Genomic DNA, 18718 nt, shown 5'->3' with positions numbered 1-18718 from the left:
CGAAGCTTTGCGCGATCGCCTCAATGATGCAGAAGCTAAAATAGTGATTACTGCTGATGGTGGTTGGCGTAAAGATGCGATCGTTCCTCTGAAAGTAGAAGTAGATAAAGCCTTAGCAGATCACGCTGTCCCCTCCATTACAGATGTGCTAGTAGTCAAACGCACCTGTCAAGAAACACAGATGGAACCAGGGCGTGACCATTGGTGGCATGATTTACAAAAAGGTGTATCAGCCGATTGTCCGGCGGAACCAATGGACAGCGAAGATATGCTGTTTGTTCTCTACACTTCTGGTAGCACCGGCAAACCAAAGGGCGTTGTACATACAACTGCTGGTTATAACTTATACAGTCATATCACCACCAAATGGATCTTTGACCTGCAAGATACAGATGTATATTGGTGTACAGCCGATGTTGGTTGGATTACTGGACACAGCTACATAGTTTACGGACCCCTTTCCAACGGTGCAACAACTTTAATGTATGAAGGTGCGCCCCGTGCGTCTAATCTTGGCTGTTTCTGGGATGTAATTGAGAAATATGGGGTAAATATCTTTTATACAGCGCCTACAGCAATTCGGGCATTTATCAAGATGGGTGAACACCATCCCAAAACCCGTAATTTATCCTCTTTGCGGTTGTTAGGAACAGTGGGCGAACCCATTAACCCAGAGGCTTGGATGTGGTATCACAAAATCATTGGTGGTGAATGCTGTCCCATTGTGGATACTTGGTGGCAGACAGAAACTGGCGGTATTATGATTACACCATTACCTGGAGCCATTCCCACCAAACCGGGTTCAGCAACTCTGCCCTTCCCTGGTATTCTTGCAGATGTTGTTGATTTAGAAGGTAACACCGTACCCAACAACGAAGGCGGTTATTTAGCAGTGCGTTATCCCTGGCCGGGAATGATGCGGACAGTTTATAATGACCCAGAACGCTTCCGCCGCACTTATTGGGAACATATCCCCCCCAAAGATGGTAACTATATCTACTTTGCTGGTGATGGGGCGAGACAAGATGAAGATGGCTATTTCTGGGTAATGGGTCGTGTCGATGATGTCTTGAATGTTTCAGGACATCGCTTGGGAACAATGGAAGTGGAATCAGCGTTAGTTTCTCATCCAGCCGTGGCGGAAGCGGCGGTAGTGGGTAAACCAGATGAAATTAAGGGTGAGGAAGTTGTGGCTTTTATTACGTTAGAAGGGACATATCAAGCCAGTGAGGAACTGAGTAAAACACTGAAGCAACACGTTGTTAAAGAAATTGGGGCGATCGCTCGTCCGGGAGAAATTCGCTTTACGGATGCTTTACCGAAAACGCGATCTGGTAAAATTATGCGGCGTTTATTGCGGAATCTCGCATCAGGTCAAGAGGTATCTGGTGATACTTCCACTTTAGAAGATCGCAGTGTTTTAGATAAATTGCGCGAAGGCGCTTAATGGGATTGGGGATTGGGGACACCGGCACTCTATCGCCTCTAATCCCCCGTAACTACTCATCTTGAACCTATAGAACATCATTGAGGTAAATAGCCAATGAAATCAGCATTTGTTTCTACTCTGAGCTACATAACACTGAGTATGATCACTACAATTGCTTTATCACCACTAGTATTAGCGCATTCTGGAAAAGTCTCTGTCAATTCACCCGCACGTGTCAACAGTAGAGTTGAAAAACTAGCTCAATTTGGCGGTTCACAACAAGAAGAGCGATCGCAACTGATGCAACAAGCTAAAACTTTATCCAGTCAAGGCGATTTCACAGGTGCAGAAGAAAACCTACGCAAATTAATTAAAAAATTCCCTAGATACGCCTTTGGACACTTTGAATTAGGAAATGTTTTATTTCGACAAAATAAAGCAGAGGAGGCTATTAACGCTTATCGAGAAGCCATTCGCTTCAATTCAAATCATGCTCTGGCTTACAACGGAATTGGTTTAGTTTATGCTAGTCAAAATCGTTGGGAAGAAGCTATTACAGCATATCAGAAAGCTTTAGAAATTAATCCTAATTATGGCGATGCTCTGGCTAATTCGGCAGTAGCACTTTTACAAAATAATCAACGAAGTGAAGGAATAGCTTCTTTAGAAAAAGCCTTAGCTGTCTTTAAATCACAAAATAGAAATGAAAGGGTTTTTCAAATTGAACGGATTTTACAGCAGATAAAAACTGCCGATGATCCTAGTATTTCATGATGTTTTTGTCCAAAGTATGGATTTCCGCAATTAATTATTTATTGGGGTGGCTTTTAATTAATGCAATGCTTTTTTGCTCATAAACTGCACTGATTGCTTGTTTTAATATTGGGAGTTTCCTGAAAAAAAATATACCCCCTAAAATACAAACTATGCCATCAATAGTTAATGTATGAGGTGCGCCAATGTGATTTGCTAAGAAGCCACCGAGTAAATGTCCTAAAGGTAATATTCCTAAAAATGACATGGTGTATAAGCTCATCAAGCGTCCGCGTTTGTCATCTTCTACAACTGTTTGGAGAAATGTATTACTAGCAGCAACTTGCAGAATTGTTCCCAAGCCAACAAATAGCATGATGAATAAAGAAAACGGTAACGACCGAGAGCAGGAAAGGGCAATTAGAGCAATTCCTAAAATCACTGGTGCTAAAGCAATTAATCTGCCTATTTCTAGTATGGTTCTACGTGTAGCTAGATAAATCCCACCAGATGAAGCTCCCACTCCTGAAGCTACCATTAAAAATCCCAATGTTTCAGCACCACCTTTGAGAATATCTTCTGCTAAAATTGTCAACAGAATTATATATTGCAGTCCCATAAAGCTAACTAAAGCTGATAATAATAAGATAGCTCTAATGGCTGGAAAGTTAAAAGCATAAACAAATCCCTCGGCAATTCTTTGGAAGGGATTCCCGATTGTTAGCGCGATTTGCCTGGGTTTAATATTCATTGCCAATAATGCCATAATGACGGCAATATAGCTCAACCCATCAATTAAGAAACAATAGGCAGCGCCAAAACGAGCGATGAGTAAACCGCCCACGGCTGGGCCAATTAATTGCGCTCCATTAATCATAGTTGAATTGATCGCGATCGCATTAGCCAAATCGTCTCGACGTTCCACTAATTCGGGCGCAAATGCTTGTCGTGCGGGTGAATCGACTGAGTTGATTAATCCTTGAAATAAACTTAAGCCGATGATATGCCATACTTGAATTATACCAGTTAACGCCAAAACTGCTAAGGCTAAGGACTGAATCATCGAAAATATTTGTGTCCCAATTAAAGTCCGATATCGTGAAAAATGATCTACAAAAACTCCCCCAAAAGGCGCAAGAAAAAAGCTAGGAATTTGACTAGAAAATCCCACAACTCCCAACATGACAGGGGAATTTGTTAAAGAATACACTAGCCAAACTGTGGCAATATATGTCATCCATGACCCAATCAAGGAAAGGCTTTGTCCGGCAAAAAACAGACGATAGTTTCTTGATCTCAGCGCTGGTAATAGTGGCTGCTTTGGGTTTGCGTCTGTATTAGCCATGCAATAGTTCCTATTTGAATCAACTACGTAATATTTTCTGTTGGGATTTTTAACGCCTGATTCATTGATTTAAAACCTTTTGCATTATCTGGATTTCGTTATTTTTTATTGAGGGAATCAATAAACCAGAAAAAATTGACCTGTGAATGAACTACACAAGATTTTTATTTAATATTTGAATAATAAAAATAAGCTCACCTGTAAATAATCCAGCTAAGGGAATAATACTTCACCAACCTATTTATCTATTTGGCGCGACTTCCAAAATAATATGTTTTAACTTCATTTCTCCACTGTCGGAAGGCTGAATAAAAATTCTTTATTTTTGTCCTTTCTTAATCTCACCGTCAGCTTTGTGAATTAAGTTAGTATTATTTTGAGTTATTTAAACCTGTTGATTTAGTAACCATAATTATTCTTCTCCCAGTGGAATGATTTTCGAGCTTATACCAATACGCCCTCGGTAAAGAGAGTTCACTTAAAGGATGCGCGTACTTTCCCTGTCAAATTCTACTAGAGAAAGCAATGGCGAAGCGATCGCTCTTTCTCACTCCAGGACAGCATAAATAGCTTATACTTACCGGAAGCAAAGAAATTTGGTGTACATTAACTAATTATTTGTCAAAAGCCAGCAGTCGGATTTGAACCGACGACCTTCCGATTACAAGTCGGATGCACTACCACTGTGCTATGCTGGCGGGTATGGTTACTGCTTTCAACGCGTTAACCGACTTCCTATTTTAGCATATATAATCTGGTTGTCTATAGTCAAGGGCAAAAAATTTTATTCATATCGTTACCGAGTAAACTTGGTAAATTAATATTCATAGCCAAAAATAATTAATCCAAATACTGGACTAGATGCAAAAATATATGGTACTGGTTTAAAACTGTACTTTTTTTTGACCCAGCTAAGTCAAGGAACAGAAATCGATGATTGTTCTTTACAAATCGGAAGCATGGCAGCTTTGATAGGACGAGATTTATTAAGTCTAGCGGACTTCAGTCCCCAGGAACTTCAAGAACTCCTGCAACTCGCAACCCAACTGAAATCACAAAAGTTGAAATTGCATTGCAATAAGGTGTTGGGTTTGTTGTTCTCTAAAGCTTCAACTCGCACACGAGTCAGTTTTACAGTAGCAATGTACCAATTGGGTGGACAGGTAATTGATCTTAACCCTAATGTCACTCAAGTTAGTCGTGGCGAACCTTTACAGGATACCGCACGGGTCTTAGACCGATATTTGGATGTTTTGGCAATTCGTACATTTGCACAGCAAGATTTGGAAACTTTTGCTAGTTATGCCAAAATTCCGGTAATTAATGCGCTGACCGATTTAGAACATCCTTGTCAGATATTAGCTGATTTATTGACAATTCAAGAATGCTTTGGTGATATCTCTGGCTTAACTTTGACCTACGTTGGTGATGGCAATAATGTCGCCAATTCTCTGATGCTGGGTTGTGCTTTGGCCCGAATGAATGTGAGAGTTGCTACCCCTAAAGGATATGAACCTGATTTGAGTATTGTAGAACAAGCAAGAGCGATTGCAGGTGATCAAACTGAAGTGATGCTGACTCATGACCCAGAATTAGCAGTCAAGGGTTCTAATGTGCTTTATAGTGATGTTTGGGCTAGTATGGGGCAAGAAACTGAAGCTGATAATCGCTTGCCAATTTTCCAGCCTTACCAAATTTCCGAAGAGTTACTAAGTCTTGCAGACCCAGAGGCAATTGTTTTACACTGCTTACCAGCCCATCGTGGTGAAGAAATTACCGAAGTAGTTTTAGAAGGTTCTCAGTCACGAGTTTGGGATCAAGCCGAAAATCGTTTACACGCCCAAAAAGCTTTACTGGCCAGTGTTTTAGGCGCAGAGTAAAAATTTATCGGGCAGAAGTAAAGAGATTTGTCTTGCTTTTGCCTTTCATATTTTTACTTTTATCTTGTTATCTGGGATTTTTTGTAGTACTAATGTTCTAAAGACATTTGTATTTAATTCCCAATAAATTTATGGAACGTCTCACAGAAGCTCAACAAGAATTATACGATTGGTTGGTAGAATATATCAAAACTCATCAGTATTCTCCTTCCATTCGGCAAATGATGGAAGCAATGAAGCTGAAATCACCTGCACCGATTCAAAGTCGTTTAGAGCATTTACGTACTAAAGGTTATATAGACTGGAATGAAGGTAAGGCGAGAACGATTCGGATTTTGCATCATGTTAAACAAGGTATTCCCATTTTAGGCACAATTGCGGCTGGTGGTTTAATTGAACCTTTTACAGATGCTATAGACCATTTAGACTTTTCTAATATTTCTTTACCTCCCCAAAGCTATGGCTTAAGGGTAGCTGGCGATAGCATGATTGAAGATTTAATTGCTGATGGCGATTTGGTATTTCTGCATCCAGTGTTAGAACCAGATCAGTTAAAAAATGGTACTATCGTCGCTGCGAGAGTGGATGGCTATGGTACTACTTTAAAACGTTTTTATCGCCAAGGCGATCGCGTGACTCTCAAGCCTGCGAATTCTAAATATAAACCCATTGAGGTACTCGCTACACAAGTGCAGGTGCAGGGTTCTCTGGTGGGAGTTTGGCGCGGTTATTAAATGGGAGTGGGGAATGGGGAGTCCGGGGAAAAAAGTGGGGGTGTAGAGGAAGACGGTAACTTCCCAATGACTAATGACTAATTACTAATGACCAATGACTAATTATTTAGTGCAGGAAAAATCTACTTTTAGGCTGAAAGTTCCATTTGTGAGGGAACGTCAGGGGAGTTATCAAACTCGTCAGCCATTACCAGGTTGTCCAATTTTGCCTGTATCTCTGCAATTACGTCCATATCAGCGACAGGCTATTACTAGCTGGTTTGCTAACAATGGCAGAGGGACGCTGAAAATGGCTACTGGTAGTGGTAAGACTATTACAGCTCTAGCGATCGCTTGTGAATTATACCAGCAAATTAATTTACAAGTGTTATTAGTGGTGTGTCCTTATCGTCATCTTGTCATCCAATGGGCGCGAGAATGTGAGAAGTTTAATTTACAGCCTATTTTAGCTTTTGAGAATTTACGCACTTGGCAGAGTCAACTATCTACCCAACTTTATAATCTGCGTTCCGGTTCGCAAAACTTTGTCACAGTAATTACTACCAACTCGACATTAATTGGTGATGGTTTTCAGTCTCAACTAAAGTATTTTCCCCCCAAAACTTTAATTATTGGTGATGAGGCGCATAATTTAGGCGCACCGAAGTTAGAAGAAAATTTACCGCGTCGGGTGGGGTTACGACTGGCTTTATCGGCGACACCAGAAAGGTATTTTGATGACTATGGCACGCAATCGTTATTTGATTACTTTGGTTCAGTGCTACAACCAGAGTTTAACTTAAAGGACGCGATCGCTCAAGGGGCGTTGGTACATTATTTGTATTATCCCATACTCGTAGAACTGACAGAAGCGGAAAGTATAGCTTATTTAAAGTTAACAAAAAAGATTGGGCGATCGCTATTATATAGAGAACGAGAAAATAGCCAAGGGGGAAACTTTGAAGACAACGAAGACTTAAAACCATTATTAATGCAACGCGCCAGATTAATTGGCACAGCAGAAAATAAACTAATCGCTTTGCAAGAATTAATGACGACTCGGAGAGAAAGCACCCACACACTATTTTATTGTAGCGATGGTTCCCAAGAAACCGGACAACGTTCATCCTTGCGTCAACTCAAAGCCGTTGCCAAAATTCTCGGTGTAGACTTAGGATATAGAGTCAGCACATACACCGCCCACACTTCCCTCAAAGAACGGGAAACCTTACGCCGTCAATTTGAAAGTGGAGAATTACAAGGTTTAGTAGCAATACGCTGTTTAGACGAAGGCGTTGATATACCAGCAATTCAAACAGCCGTAATATTATCAAGTTCTGGAAACCCGCGCCAATTCATACAGCGCCGGGGGAGAGTATTACGTCCTCACATTGGTAAAGAACGCGCCACCATATTCGATATGGTAGTTTTACCACCAGACCTAGACCGAGAAACCATAGAAATAGAACGCAACCTCTTAAAAAAAGAACTCCGCCGCTTCGTTGAATTTGCCGACCTAGCCGATAACGCCGGCGAAGCTAGAATGAAACTACTAAACTTACAAAAACGTTACGGATTATTAGATATTTAATTCAGGACTTGCAAAAAAACTCCAACTCTCATAACTCTGTGTTCTCTGCGCCTCTGCGGTTCGTTCCTCTTTCACAAAAAATTTTTTTAAATTTGTAGTAAATAGCAGAAAGTGTGGGACAATAATATTGAAATTGATCATAATGGGATGTTGCTTGCTCTAAAAATTTAGCTTACATCCAATTATAATGTAAATCTATCTTACTCTACCACAACCAATATACAAAATCAAGCATTCTTTTTTGCCCAATAAATTGCAAAAATTCCCACTATCACAGAGTTAAAGATGAACAGAAGAGTCAAAGCAGGACTTCTAGCAGCTAAAATATAAAGAAAACCTATTTAGAAGCCGCCAAATGCTCCCAGAGACAAATATTGACGATGTGCAGGAACCAATTTCTAGTGCGTCGCCAGAAGTGCGACAGATTATTGAGCGAGTTTGGAAATTGGAAAAAGGCAGACTAGATAAAAAAATCAATAGCCATATTAACGAAGAGATATTAGATATTGTCAAGGAAGAAGTGCAATGAAGCTAACTTCAATTAAGCTGTGCAACTTTCGCTCTTTTTATGGCACAACCCCAGAAATCATTCTCGCCGTGGGAGATACCCTGAACACCACAATTATTCATGGTAATAACGGTTCTGGAAAAACCAGTTTACTCAATGCCTTCACTTGGGTATTATATGAAAAATTTAGTGCCGCTTTCGCCTCCGCAGAACAGCTAGTTAATAAACGTTCCATAGCTGAATCTCAAAAAGTTCAACCCGTAGAATGTTGGGTAGAAGTTGGCTGGGAACATGAAGGGAAACGCTACAAAGTCAAACGTTCCTGTCGGGTTTATAAAAATGACAGCGACTTTGAAGCTAGTAAAACAGAGTTAAGGATGTGGGTAGGTGAAGACGATGGTAGCTGGTACATACCACAACAACAACCAGACGATATTATTAATCAGATTTTACCAGCAAGTTTACATCAATATTTTTTCTTTGACGGTGAACGCATAGAAGAAATCGTGCGTTCTGATAAAAAAGCTGAAATTGCGGAAGCGACTAAGATTTTTTTAGGTGTAGAAGTAATTAACCGTTCTATCCGACATTTAGGAGAAGCGAAAAAAACTTTAGAGAATGAGTTGAAAGCCATTGGTAATGCCGAAACTAAGAAACTGTTAAAAGACCAAGAGAAGATAGAACAAGAAAGTGAACGCCTCACCAACCGTCAAACAGAAATTAAACAAGAGTTAGAATATCAGCAAACCTTTAAAAAAGAGACAAGCAACCGTTTATTAGAACTTGTTAAAGCCAAAGAAATAGAAGATAGGTGGCAAACTTTAGAATTGCAGAAAGCCGAAAACCAAGAAGCATTCAAAAAAAATAAAGAAGCCCTGAAGAAAATTATTTCCGCACGGGGTTATACAGTGTTATTGGGGGAGACGACATCACAATTTCGGAAAATCATTGATGACTTAAAACAGCGAGGTGAGTTAACCTCTGGAATTTCGCGAGAATTTGTCAATGAATTATTAAAAACTCAGCGTTGTATTTGTGGTGCAGACTTAAGTGCAGGTACTAATAATCATGAAAATGTCCGAACTTGGCTAGATAAAGCTGGTTCTTCCGCCGTAGAAGAAACCGCTATTCGTATGGGTGTCCAAGTAGATGAAATTGATAAACAAGCTGCGGCTTTTTGGGAAGAAGTTGATAGAGAAAAAGCCAGAATTGAACAGTTAAGAGAAACCATATCTCAAGTTGAGAGTGAATTAGATAACCTTCAAGACAAACTGCGAAAAGACGCAAATGAAGAAATTAGCAGCTTACAAAAACGCTTAGATGAAATTTCCAGCAAAATTGATGAATTAAATCGAGAACAAGGTGCAAACCAACAAAAACTCATCCAATTAAAAACAGAAATTGATGCGTTAGGTAAACAAATATCCAAGCAGAAACTGAATGAAGAAAGACAAATTTTAGCACAGCGCCGCATTAATGCTACACAAGATGCAATTGAAAGATTGACAGAAGTTAAAAATCGGCAAGAAAAACAATTTCGTCTGCAACTAGAAAAACGAGTCCAAGAAATATTTAACCAGCTTTCAGTCAAACCATATATTCCCAAAATTAGCGAAAAATATGAATTAACTTTAGTAGAACATACGGCGGGAATAGAAGCACCAGTTGCAGCTTCCACCGGAGAAAATCAAATTCTCAGCTTATCCTTTATTGCCAGCATCATCGATAAAGTGAGAGACTGGAGTCAAAAGCGTAAAATGATGATGCTTCCTGACAGTAGCACATTTCCTATTGTCATGGATTCCCCCTTTGGTAGCTTAGATGAAATGTCACGACGACATATATCCGGAACAATTCCCAAGTTAGCTAATCAATTAATTGTCTTAGCCAGTAAAACTCAATGGCGAGGTGAAGTAGAAGAAGAAATGACAGAAAGAATAGGTAGAGAATATGTACTTACCTATTATTCCTCAAAACCAGATTGTGAACAAAATTATATCCAATTAGCAGGACAAAGATACGCCTTAGTCAAGCAAAGTCCCAACGAATTTGAATATACCGAAATCATAGAAGTAATTCGTAATTCGTAATTCGTAATTCGTAATTCGTAATTAATACTTGTTCTATCTTCTTTGCGCCTTTGCGCCTCTGCGTGAGACAATCATGAATAAATATACCCTAGCAATACTCACTTTTCTTCTAACCTTATGCCACACCCGCACTCTCGCCTTTTCTGACACCCAAAATCACTGGGGAAAAGATTGTCTTCAACAATTAGGAGAACGCAAATTAATTACAGGCTACCCCGATGGAAGTTTTCGCCCCAATGCAACCGTCACCCGCGCGGAAGCAGCTGTATTAATGTTAAATGCTTTCCCCGATGCACCAATAAAGCGTCCAGCTATTATATTTAAAGATGTACCTCCTAATCATTGGGCAAATCAAGCTATTGCAAGGGCTTATAAAAAGGGGTTTTTTGCTGGTTATCCAGGGCAAATTTTTCAACCGAATCAAGCAATTCCCAGGGCGCAAATTATCGGTGTCTTAGCTGGGGCGAAAAATTATAACTCTGTACTTAACCCAGCGCAGATATTACAACAGTATTTTGATGATGCGGCGCAAATTCCTAACTATGCCCAAAGTGCGATCGCTCAAGGGGCAATTAATAGTATTATTGTTAATTATCCTGACATTAAACAGCTAAAACCACTGCAAAGTGCTATTAGAGGAGAAGTCGCAGCTTTAATGTGTCGGGCGTTAAATATCTACACTGTCCCCCCAGAATATATTGCGGGAATAGAAGTACATCCCCAAGAGGTGCGCCGTTTACCAGGAAAACTGAATCTTATTCCCACTTTTAACAGTAATAGCCCCGAATTGGTGACAACTGATGGCATTTTACTATCAACGTTTCCCCCAGATGGGAAACAAACACGGGAAGCACATTTAAATTATTCTTTTCAAGGCAGATTTGATGTGTTCGCCCATCATATAGTCAGGGCAGAAACACCATCTCAAAGTCGCACAGTTTACCAAGGTATCATTGTCCATAATCCTGGAAATGAACCTGCAACATTGCAAGTATTACAAGCTGCTAGTTATCTTACCAGAGAATCACCGTTTATCAGTTTGCCGGATATGGTAGATAATCCCCAAGGTACAGTTTACGCTGGCCCTGGTAGTCGCACAATGAATGATGTTTTGCGGGGTATCAGACAAGCTAATTTCCCGGAAAGATTGGTAATAGAACCAGGGAAAAGCCAAATATTAGCAAATTTACCGATTCCTGTACATTCTCCCTCTTCTAGTGGTCGCAGTACGATGATCAGATTGGAGAGCGATCGCCCCCTTTATATGGCAAAATTATCTCAGAGTGGCAATACTCCGCCTAGTTTAGCCCAATGGCAAAGACTTCTGGATACTGGCAGTTTAGCAGGAAAGCGCGATGCTATTCCTACGCCTCTCGATCCTCCCAGAGAACCCACAGTATTTAGTCGGGTGGCTGGTGTCTCCCAAGGGACGCAATGGCAAGCCCAAATTACAGATAATTCTAATGTACCAGATTTGACGATACCGCAGCGAGGACAGGCGTTTTCTTATCCTTTGGCGACTATACATTTAGTTACACTCAGTACTGGGCAAATTCAAAGTGCGCCGATGTTGAAACGCTATGTAGATACGGCTTATTATGCTCACAGTAATTATGGGATAGAATACAATCTCAGTTTGCCTTTACGTAATTCTAGCAGCCAAACCCGGACTGTAACTGTATCTATTCAAACTCCTGTGAAGGATGAAGGGGGAAGTGATAGGTTACTGTTTTTACAGCCACGGGTGGAACAGGTATTTTTTCGGGGAACGGTGAGGGTGCATTATACCGATGATAATGGCGTGGAAAGAACTCGCTATGTGCATTTGGTACAGCGACGGGGACAAACTGGTGAACCTTTGCTGAGGTTGGAAATGCAAGGGGGAGAGAGGCGACAAGTTGAGGTGGATTTTTTGTATCCTCCTGATGCTACTCCACCGCAGGTTTTGACTGTGAGGACACAGGGGTGAATTTCTCACGCAGAGGCGCGGAGAGAAGAGGTAAAGTTAAGATGGGTGGTTGTTTTTGAGGTAGGGTTATGATTGCGAGTCGAGAAGGAGGTTATATGTCTCCCCAGGAGTATTTGGAATGGGAGGAGACGCAGGAGGTTAAGCATGAATATATCAATGGTGAAGTTTTCGCCATGACTGGGGGGACTATTCCTCATAATGATATAGCTTTCAACTTGGCTTCGGCGTTAAAAGGACACTTACGCGGGGGAGGATGTCGTGTAAATATTGCAGATGCAAAAGTAGGTGTATCGCAAAATGGTCCATTTCACTATCCAGATGTTGTTGTCAGTTGTCATCCCAGGGATAAAAAAGCTATTAAGTTTATTCAGTATCCTTGTCTGATTGTTGAGGTTCTTTCTCCTGGTACGGAAGCTTACGATAGAGGGGGTAAGTTTACGCAGTATCGCCGGATATCAACTTTACAAGAGTATGTGCTAATTGATGCTCAAAAAATGAGTTTGGATTGTTTTCGATTGAATGACAGGGGTTTATGGGAGTTACATCCTTACGCTGAGGGGGATGAGGTTCATTTAAGTAGTGTTGATTTTCGCTTTCCTCTCTCTCTGGTTTATGAGGATGTGGAGTTGACGAACCACAGAGGCGCAGAGGACACAGAGAGGAAATAGGAATAAGCGATCGCTTCTAATATTCGGTTAAAATAGTCACAATATAGATATCATTATCATGGCGGAAACTGGTAGAATCAGGGTTGCTAAAGATAAGGCTCAATTAGTTAAGGATTTAACAACTTCAGATGGGGGAACGGGACCTTTCCAAACTTTTGCTGATGTGATTGTGTTTGCAGCAGCTTTGGGTGCAAAGCATAAAAAGCGAGTAACTTTAGGAGAAATTTCTAAACGAGAACCTTCGCCCATAAGGTTAGAATATTTCGCCTCGGTGGGAAATGATGTAGTAATTAAATTATTGGGAGTTGCGGAAACTCAAGATATTAAAATATTATCTCCCCATGAGGAAGAATATGAAAGACAACGTAATCAGACGTTTGAGGAATATGCTAATGGCGGACTGGAAATATTACAAAAGGAATTGCATGGAGCAGTAGATTATTCGGAGCGAATTTTATTATTTTTAAGTTATGAAAGAACTAGCCATGATGAACAAGAAGAGGAATTTGATTTAACAAAATTCCTTTCTTGATTGTAGATGATACTCAAATTCAATTAATTATATATCCATCCCAATTGGATTTTTACCTTTCTGACTGCATCCGTTACAGCAGTTGCAGTCGTAGATAGTTTATAAGGCTTATCTGGATTTTTAGGATTAGGATCTATTCTAACTACATTATCCTGCCAAAGTGGGTTTTCCCTTGACCAATCTATCTCTGCTAGTTGTGATATTTTTTCTTGATTAAAATATTGGCTTTCTGGAGCGTATGTACAGTGTAGTAAACGCCCTAAAACCTCTAACCCAACACTTACACCTAAAATACAGTCTTCTTTAAATGCAGCTACTTCATTTTCTGTTAAGTCATCAACACTTGTATCAGAAATATATTCAGTATTGCTGCATTCCGAGAAAAATTGATTTAGACAAATAACCAAAGCATCAGATTCTTCATAAACATCAAACTCTCTAAGCTGATTACTGGGATCATTAGTAAAAACACAACTTACAAACCTAGCGATAAAATTAGTTGTATAAATCAGCCTCTGTTTAGTTGAAGGACTTGATTTAATTTTCTCTGTCTTACCCTGAAACATTGGGACTCTTTTAATCAATTCTTTTGTAATTCCCACTCGACCAGAGAATTCACCAAATGATAATAACAATGATTTATCTAGTTGTCTTGTTTGAGCCATATCGCGGAAATCAGCCTGACATTGCTGAAAGTCACCCTCTAAAACCAAAGTAATTGCAAAGTCATCATCACTGATTAAGTCGCTATCAGCACTTTCTATCAATTCGTGAATTGCACGTTTACGATGTTGTCCATCAGTTATGTCTAACTTGACTTTACGAGGAATGACAACCACACACATTCCTCGACCCAATTCAATAATTGTTATTTCTTCTGGGTTGACGTTAGCAGTCAACGTTCCGACAATCCATTTTTTTTCTTTTCGAGAACGCTCAACAATATATTTTTTAATTTCATCAGCGTGACCTTTGACTTCTGGGCGGTTTTTTCCAGAGTCAGGGTCATTACCAGTGGATGGTTTAGCTTGGAGAAGACCAGAAAAATCACTCGCAGGGACATTGATTTGCAACATATCCCGCTTCCCCTGTTTAAAAATCAGCCCAAGATAGCACCGATCACGGTGATATTGTGAAAAGAATGGCTCAATAAAACTCCTAAATTGAGCTTGAACTTCTGGCGAAATATGATTGTTACTATCCTGGCTTATTTCAGTCATACTAATACCTGTAAAGTGGTAGATTAAGCTATATGCTTTTATTATACTTATAGCACCGTAATAACCACAAAACAAAGCCTAGCTAACTGTGTAAATTATAAGATTGGTGGAAGTCCTACTTGCTTGGGTTCAACAAAATTACCATCAAAACCAATGGTTTTATTTTCTACAGTTCTCGCATCAGCCAAAGCCTTCCGCAGTTCAGCACGTTCCATTTGATCCTGAACTCCACCCAGAATATAAATTAGTAACTTGGCTGCTAATTCCCTTCCAGAAACCTGCACCCGCTTTTTATTGGAATCATACAAAACGCCATACCATAAAGACTGGGGGTACTCCATACCACTCAAACCGCCTTGCTGGTCGAATTTCCGCAACTTCTTAAAGACATTTGCTAGTGTAAAACCTTTTTGAAAAACCAAGATTCCCAAAGCTTGCGCTAAAGCCACTTGAGCAACAGGACGGAAAAGCAGATTTCCTTCCCCCCCATCCTTTTCAAAACTAAAACGTCGCAAAGCTGGCGTGTCTTCTTCATCCAACAGCTTATAACTGGGAAGGCTGGCTAAATTATCAAATAAATTGCTAAATTCCGCAATTCCTTCCTCAAGTTCTTCATCCTCTGGACGCATGGGAATTAAGCCTTTTTCCAAAGGTTTCCAATGAGGGAATTTTTGCCCCAAATATCGCTCACACATATCATGGAGAGCTTGCAATGTGGTTAAAACAGTAGAATTAGATGCCACTGTTCCACTATTCCAATTAACACGAGGATTGCGGTCTTGTTGTTGTTCCAAAAGCGGATGAGTAACTGCAATTTTTCTCGCCACAATGGAAAACCCATCATCCTCATTTAGCTGTGCTAACTGACCTTTAGTCAATGGTGCAGCCATTAAGTTAACATGAACAAAGATAGACCTCACCCTTCGCCTCGCTTCCGTGCGAGTTTCCCCAGCAGCAACCGCACAAATAAATTCAATCCCAATTTTTTCTTTGGGTAAGGTTTGCAAGTAATCAAGGTCTACTTGGTACTTATCTCTCAAATCATCTAAGGTGATAAAGTTATCGTCAGCAGTTTTATCTTTTTTATAGCGCTGCAATTTGCGAGTTTTGATTAACTCCATCAACCCTTGTACACTCATAAGTCGGTGTTGACCATCTAAAGCATAAATTGTCACATTATCTTCAGAAATATTCAGCAGACCAACTTTACCATCTTTATCTAAAGGGGTGAAATCAGTCGTAGATTTTAAGGCTATTCCCTGACTATTCCACTCAGCTGCTTTGGGGTTATCTACCCACGGTTGATTAATTACTACCAATACAGGTGGGAATTTGTGATTTTTCCGCGCTGCTAAATACTGTACTAGGGGTGCTTGACGTGTCCAGTCAATGGGACGTTGCTGAATTTCATCAATGCTATCTGCGTCAATCTCGATGTTACCAGTTTCTGGATTGTACTTTTTCTCAAGCAAGGGTAAACCAGAGGCGAAATGAACACGACCAGCCAACCATTCCAAGGTAACAGAACCAACAAAAGCCTCAGTACCGCCCATCTCGGTTTTTTGGACTAAAAGCTGGTCTTTCTTCGCCAGGAACTTCTCTAGCAGTAAGGCTAGTACCTGTTTATCCTTGTTTTCTCTTTCCAGATACTCTTGAGCGATATCAGCAGTTTGATCAGATACATTTTTCTTCATATTAATTTTTAAAAACTAAATAATGTTAGGATAGTCTAATTGTCTAAAAATTGAGTAAGAGTAGTAAGGTTTTTAAAAAATTTTTGCACCCACCTAGATAAATTTTGCCTGTATACCAGCTAATTCTATTCACTGGGATAGTAAAAATGAAGTCACACCCATATTTAAAAATATAGAGAGATTATGACTACAACACAACAACCACAAAAAAAAGGTCAGCAAAAGCGTACTGTAGCAGATTTAGTGGATGATATCCAAGCGCTAACGACTGAAATTCAAGAATTGTATTGTTTAGACGAGATACCCTGGGTGATTGGTTATTCAGGTGGTAAGGACAGTACAGCAACTTTACAGCTGGTTTGGAATGCGATCGCCGCACTTCCTCCTGAGCGAAGAAAGAAGACAATATATGTTATCACTACTGATACCCTGGTAGAAAATCCCATAGTTGCTGCATGGGTACGTAATTCTCTTAAACAGATGGAATCTGAGGCTAAAGCCCAAGAATTACCATTTGAACCGCATCTATTACAACCAGAGGCGAAAGAAACATTTTGGGTGGGTTTAATTGGAAAAGGTTATCCAGCACCCAAAGGAAAATTTCGCTGGTGTACAGAACGGCTGAAAATTAATCCTTCTAATCGCTTTATTCGTGATGTGATCCGCAGCAGTGGTGAAGCCATTGTGGTATTAGGTACTCGCAAAGCTGAAAGTACAAAACGGGCTAACAGAATGAAAAAACTGGAAGTTCATCGGGTACGGGATCACCTCAGTCCTAATATGAATTTACCTAACTCTCTGGTTTATAGCCCCATTGAAGATTGGGACAATGATGAGGTTTGGATTTATTTAATGCAATGGGACAACCCTTGGAATTACAGCAATAAAGATTTATTCAACATCTATAGAGGTGCGTCTGCTGATAATGAATGTCCTTTAGTAGTTGATACCACTACTCCCAGTTGTGGAGGATCGCGTTTTGGTTGTTGGGTTTGTACATTAGTTAGTGAAGATAAATCCCTCGCTGCGATGATTCAAAATGATGAAGACAAAGAGTGGATGCAACCTTTACTAGATTTTCGCAAACAATTGGATGTAGAAGAGAACCGCAAGCGCCGAGATTTTAGACGGAGAAATGGAGATGTCCAACTGTACGAACGTAACTTAGATGGTGAAGTCTCAGTTGAACCGATTCCTGGCCCCTTTATTAAAGAAGCGCGTGAAGATTGGTTAAGAAAGTTGTTGACAATTGAAAAAGAATTACGGCTTACAGCACCAGAAAATATGCGCGATATTACTCTCATAACTCTAGAGGAACTGAGCGAAATTCGCCGTATCTGGTTAGAAGAAAGACACGAATTTGATGATAGTTTACCCCGGATTTATCAAGAAGTGACTGGTGAAGTTTTCAAAGATCCCCGTCCTGGTGCTGGCTATAGTCTACTGGGTAGCGATGAATGGGAAGTACTAGAAGAAATTTGTGGCGATGATGCTATGCACTTAGAACTGATGTCTAAGCTGTTAGACACAGAACGCCAGTACAGAAAAAAAGGTCGTCGGGTGGGAATATATGACAGTTTAGAGAAATGTTTTGTTACCAGTTCCCATTCGCCAGAAGAAGCGATTAAAAATGCTCATTTGAAACGTGATTTAAAAACAGCCGTTGACCAAGGGGATGTGAAAAAGGTCAAGCAGTTGACTTTGGGCGACGCTGTGGATGAAAGCGACGACGCAAGGGATAAACCACCAACTTGGGGAAGTATGAAGTTTAAAAAGAGTTAAGGAGTATTTACCATAAAATACCGGGCGAATGGAATTCGCGGCTACACAAACGAAACCCGCCTGCGCGGGTTAAAGAGAAATAAACAGGAAATAAACAGTATTTATTACCAAATACCCGCCTACGCGGGTTAGGGAGAAATGAGAGCAAATTTTACGCAATTGTATTTACATTATGTTTGGGCTACATGGGATAGATTACCGTTAATTACACCTGATGTTCAACAATTAGTTTATGCGGCAATTGTTCGAGAATGTGAACGATTAAAATGTACGGTTATTGCCATCGGTGGTGTTGAAGATCATGTTCATCTTTTAACAGGTTTTCCAGCAACTGTTAGTGTATCTGAAGTGATTAAACAAATTAAAGGTAGTTCTTCTCATTTTATTACTCATGAAGTTAAGCCAGATGAATTTTTTAAATGGCAAGGTAGTTATGGAGCATTTACAGTTAGTCATGATGCTATTGACAACGTAGCTAACTATATTAGAAACCAAGGCATACACCATAGTCAAAAATCAATAATTCCTTTATGGGAACTTACCG

15 protein-coding genes and 1 tRNA gene are annotated in these 18718 nt (G+C 40.1%); 12 read left to right on the top strand and 4 right to left on the bottom strand.

Features of this window, described 5'->3' with window-relative positions; genetic code table 11:
* Both acs and VB654_RS06810 read left to right on the top strand, forming a co-directional pair.
* Nucleotides 1-1447, top strand: a 1447-nt coding sequence (gene acs, locus VB654_RS06815; RefSeq protein WP_323212860.1) for an acetate--CoA ligase, incomplete at its 5' end; no start/stop codon positions are given.
* 96 nt (nucleotides 1448-1543) lie between these two features.
* Nucleotides 1544-2203 carry a tetratricopeptide repeat protein gene (locus VB654_RS06810; protein ID WP_323212859.1) on the top strand — a complete coding sequence of 220 codons (660 nt, stop codon included), beginning with the start codon at nucleotides 1544-1546 and terminating at the stop codon, nucleotides 2201-2203.
* A gap of 34 nt (nucleotides 2204-2237) precedes the next feature.
* On the opposite strand, the gene VB654_RS06805 is transcribed toward VB654_RS06810, so the two are convergent.
* Both VB654_RS06805 and VB654_RS06800 read right to left on the bottom strand, forming a co-directional pair.
* Nucleotides 2238-3527, bottom strand: coding sequence for an MFS transporter (locus VB654_RS06805; RefSeq protein WP_323212858.1), 1290 nt, complete (start codon nucleotides 3525-3527; stop codon nucleotides 2238-2240).
* 626 nt (nucleotides 3528-4153) lie between these two features.
* Nucleotides 4154-4225: transfer RNA gene (locus tag VB654_RS06800), tRNA-Thr, on the bottom strand.
* Nucleotides 4226-4486: 261 nt separating this feature from the next.
* On the opposite strand from VB654_RS06800, the gene argF reads away from it, so the two are divergent.
* From argF to VB654_RS06760, 8 genes are all read left to right on the top strand, one after another.
* Nucleotides 4487-5407, top strand: coding sequence for an ornithine carbamoyltransferase (gene argF / locus VB654_RS06795; RefSeq protein WP_323212904.1), 921 nt, complete (start codon nucleotides 4487-4489; stop codon nucleotides 5405-5407).
* A gap of 131 nt (nucleotides 5408-5538) precedes the next feature.
* On the top strand, nucleotides 5539-6141 hold the full coding sequence (lexA, locus tag VB654_RS06790) for a transcriptional repressor LexA (protein WP_323212857.1): 603 nt from the start codon (nucleotides 5539-5541) through the stop codon (nucleotides 6139-6141).
* Between the two features lie 94 nt (nucleotides 6142-6235).
* Nucleotides 6236-7711: a DNA phosphorothioation system restriction enzyme gene (locus tag VB654_RS06785; RefSeq protein WP_323212855.1), complete on the top strand. Its 1476-nt coding sequence runs from the start codon at nucleotides 6236-6238 to the stop codon at nucleotides 7709-7711.
* Between the two features lie 355 nt (nucleotides 7712-8066).
* A complete protein-coding gene (locus tag VB654_RS06780) occupies nucleotides 8067-8240 on the top strand; it encodes a hypothetical protein (RefSeq protein WP_323212854.1) in 174 nt (57 codons plus the stop codon).
* Nucleotides 8237-10309 carry an AAA family ATPase gene (locus VB654_RS06775; protein ID WP_323212852.1) on the top strand — a complete coding sequence of 691 codons (2073 nt, stop codon included), beginning with the start codon at nucleotides 8237-8239 and terminating at the stop codon, nucleotides 10307-10309. The genes VB654_RS06780 and VB654_RS06775 overlap by 4 nt, the downstream gene beginning before the upstream one ends.
* A 73-nt stretch (nucleotides 10310-10382) precedes the next feature.
* A complete protein-coding gene (locus VB654_RS06770) occupies nucleotides 10383-12278 on the top strand; it encodes a DUF3370 family protein (protein WP_323212851.1) in 1896 nt (631 codons plus the stop codon).
* A gap of 68 nt (nucleotides 12279-12346) precedes the next feature.
* A complete protein-coding gene (locus tag VB654_RS06765) occupies nucleotides 12347-12946 on the top strand; it encodes a Uma2 family endonuclease (RefSeq protein ID WP_323212850.1) in 600 nt (199 codons plus the stop codon).
* 58 nt (nucleotides 12947-13004) lie between these two features.
* A complete protein-coding gene (locus VB654_RS06760) occupies nucleotides 13005-13478 on the top strand; it encodes a DNA phosphorothioation-associated protein 4 (protein WP_323212849.1) in 474 nt (157 codons plus the stop codon).
* A gap of 23 nt (nucleotides 13479-13501) precedes the next feature.
* Here the strand turns inward: VB654_RS06760 and VB654_RS06755 are convergent, their stop codons facing one another.
* Nucleotides 13502-14773 (bottom strand): DNA sulfur modification protein DndB, encoded by a 1272-nt coding sequence (locus VB654_RS06755; protein ID WP_323212847.1) that lies wholly within the window; start codon nucleotides 14771-14773, stop codon nucleotides 13502-13504.
* A gap of 20 nt (nucleotides 14774-14793) precedes the next feature.
* Nucleotides 14794-16392 (bottom strand): DGQHR domain-containing protein, encoded by a 1599-nt coding sequence (locus VB654_RS06750; RefSeq protein WP_323212846.1) that lies wholly within the window; start codon nucleotides 16390-16392, stop codon nucleotides 14794-14796.
* A gap of 183 nt (nucleotides 16393-16575) precedes the next feature.
* Here VB654_RS06750 and dndC point away from each other — a divergent pair, with 183 nt between their 5' ends.
* On the top strand, nucleotides 16576-18174 hold the full coding sequence (dndC, locus tag VB654_RS06745; RefSeq protein ID WP_323212845.1) for a DNA phosphorothioation system sulfurtransferase DndC: 1599 nt from the start codon (nucleotides 16576-16578) through the stop codon (nucleotides 18172-18174).
* Between the two features lie 159 nt (nucleotides 18175-18333).
* Nucleotides 18334-18718 (top strand): IS200/IS605 family transposase (gene tnpA / locus VB654_RS06740; protein ID WP_323212843.1); only part of this gene is annotated, 385 nt, incomplete at its 3' end.

The sequence above is a fragment of the Nodularia sp. UHCC 0506 genome, from assembly GCF_034931045.1.
Taxonomy (GTDB): domain Bacteria; phylum Cyanobacteriota; class Cyanobacteriia; order Cyanobacteriales; family Nostocaceae; genus Nodularia.
This window is presented reverse-complemented; position numbering and strand designations above follow the sequence as displayed.

Coding starts and splice junctions, on each gene's coding strand:
- VB654_RS06810 (WP_323212859.1), top strand. CDS start 1,544: ATGAAATCAGCATTTGTTTCTACTCTGAGCTACATAACACTGAGTATG.
- VB654_RS06805 (WP_323212858.1), bottom strand. CDS start 3,527: ATGGCTAATACAGACGCAAACCCAAAGCAGCCACTATTACCAGCGCTG.
- argF (WP_323212904.1), top strand. CDS start 4,487: ATGGCAGCTTTGATAGGACGAGATTTATTAAGTCTAGCGGACTTCAGT.
- lexA (WP_323212857.1), top strand. CDS start 5,539: ATGGAACGTCTCACAGAAGCTCAACAAGAATTATACGATTGGTTGGTA.
- VB654_RS06785 (WP_323212855.1), top strand. CDS start 6,236: ATGACTAATTATTTAGTGCAGGAAAAATCTACTTTTAGGCTGAAAGTT.
- VB654_RS06780 (WP_323212854.1), top strand. CDS start 8,067: ATGCTCCCAGAGACAAATATTGACGATGTGCAGGAACCAATTTCTAGT.
- VB654_RS06775 (WP_323212852.1), top strand. CDS start 8,237: ATGAAGCTAACTTCAATTAAGCTGTGCAACTTTCGCTCTTTTTATGGC.
- VB654_RS06770 (WP_323212851.1), top strand. CDS start 10,383: ATGAATAAATATACCCTAGCAATACTCACTTTTCTTCTAACCTTATGC.
- VB654_RS06765 (WP_323212850.1), top strand. CDS start 12,347: ATGATTGCGAGTCGAGAAGGAGGTTATATGTCTCCCCAGGAGTATTTG.
- VB654_RS06760 (WP_323212849.1), top strand. CDS start 13,005: ATGGCGGAAACTGGTAGAATCAGGGTTGCTAAAGATAAGGCTCAATTA.
- VB654_RS06750 (WP_323212846.1), bottom strand. CDS start 16,392: ATGAAGAAAAATGTATCTGATCAAACTGCTGATATCGCTCAAGAGTAT.
- dndC (WP_323212845.1), top strand. CDS start 16,576: ATGACTACAACACAACAACCACAAAAAAAAGGTCAGCAAAAGCGTACT.